This is a genomic window from Pseudomonas sp. P7548, from assembly GCF_013386585.1.
Taxonomy (GTDB): domain Bacteria; phylum Pseudomonadota; class Gammaproteobacteria; order Pseudomonadales; family Pseudomonadaceae; genus Aquipseudomonas.
Genome location: NZ_JACARO010000197.1, coordinates 1 through 852, shown reverse-complemented (window position 1 = coordinate 852; position 852 = coordinate 1). Strand labels below are relative to the sequence as shown.

1 protein-coding gene is annotated in these 852 nt (G+C 62.3%); it reads right to left on the bottom strand.

Annotated features, from left to right (window positions below):
• Positions 1 to 251: 251 nt before the first annotated feature.
• The coding region (locus HX803_RS32210) for an MFS transporter (RefSeq protein ID WP_178926090.1) at positions 252 to 852 on the bottom strand (601 nt) is incomplete at its 5' end.

Sequence of the window (852 nt, the reverse complement as noted above, 5' to 3'; positions counted from 1 at the left end):
CGTTGGCACCGATCAAACCATAACGGTTGCCAGCGCCGAACTTGACCGAGACGTTCTCGAAGAGCGGCTTGGCGCCGAACTGCATGGTGATGTTAGCTGTGGAGATCAATTACTTTACCTATCAATGGGTTGCGAGCGTGGCGGCAGGAGCCTTCAGGCATGCGTCAACAGCGACATCAAGGCGCGAAACCCGGTCGCTGAGCAGAAGATTTTGGATGTGTGTTGGAATTTGGCGCGCATTGTCGCATATGTCAGGCGACAGTTGTATGGCAGGCGAACGAAGGTTTCGCCAAGGTCTCCGGCATGGCCAGCCAGAGCAGCGCCAGGGCAAGGGCGGCCACGCCGGCCAGGGTCAGGAAAGCTGCGTTGTAGCCCGCCAGTTGCACGACAAAACCCGCGAGGCTGCTGCTCAAGGCCGCGCCGAGGCCAAATACGGTCGAGAGCGCACCCTGGCTGATATTGAAGCGCCCGGTGCCCTGGGTCAGGTCCTTGACGATCACCGGGAACAGCGCGCCGAAGATCCCGGCGCCGATGCCGTCGAGCATCTGCACCGCCACCAGCCAGTACGGGGCGCTGGACAAGGTATACAGCACGCCGCGCAACGGCAGGATCAGGAATCCGGCGATCAATAACGGCTTGCGCCCCCACACATCGGCCCGGGCGCCCACCAGCCAGGCCATTGGCACCATCACCAACTGCGCGGCGACGATGCACGCCGAAGTCAGTGGCGTGGCCATCTGCAGGTTGATCTGCGCCAGCTTCTGACTGACCAGTGGCAGCATCGCCGCATTGGCCAGGTGGAAGAGGGCGCAGCACACGGCAAACAGCAACAGGGGGCGGTTGCCCAGCAAT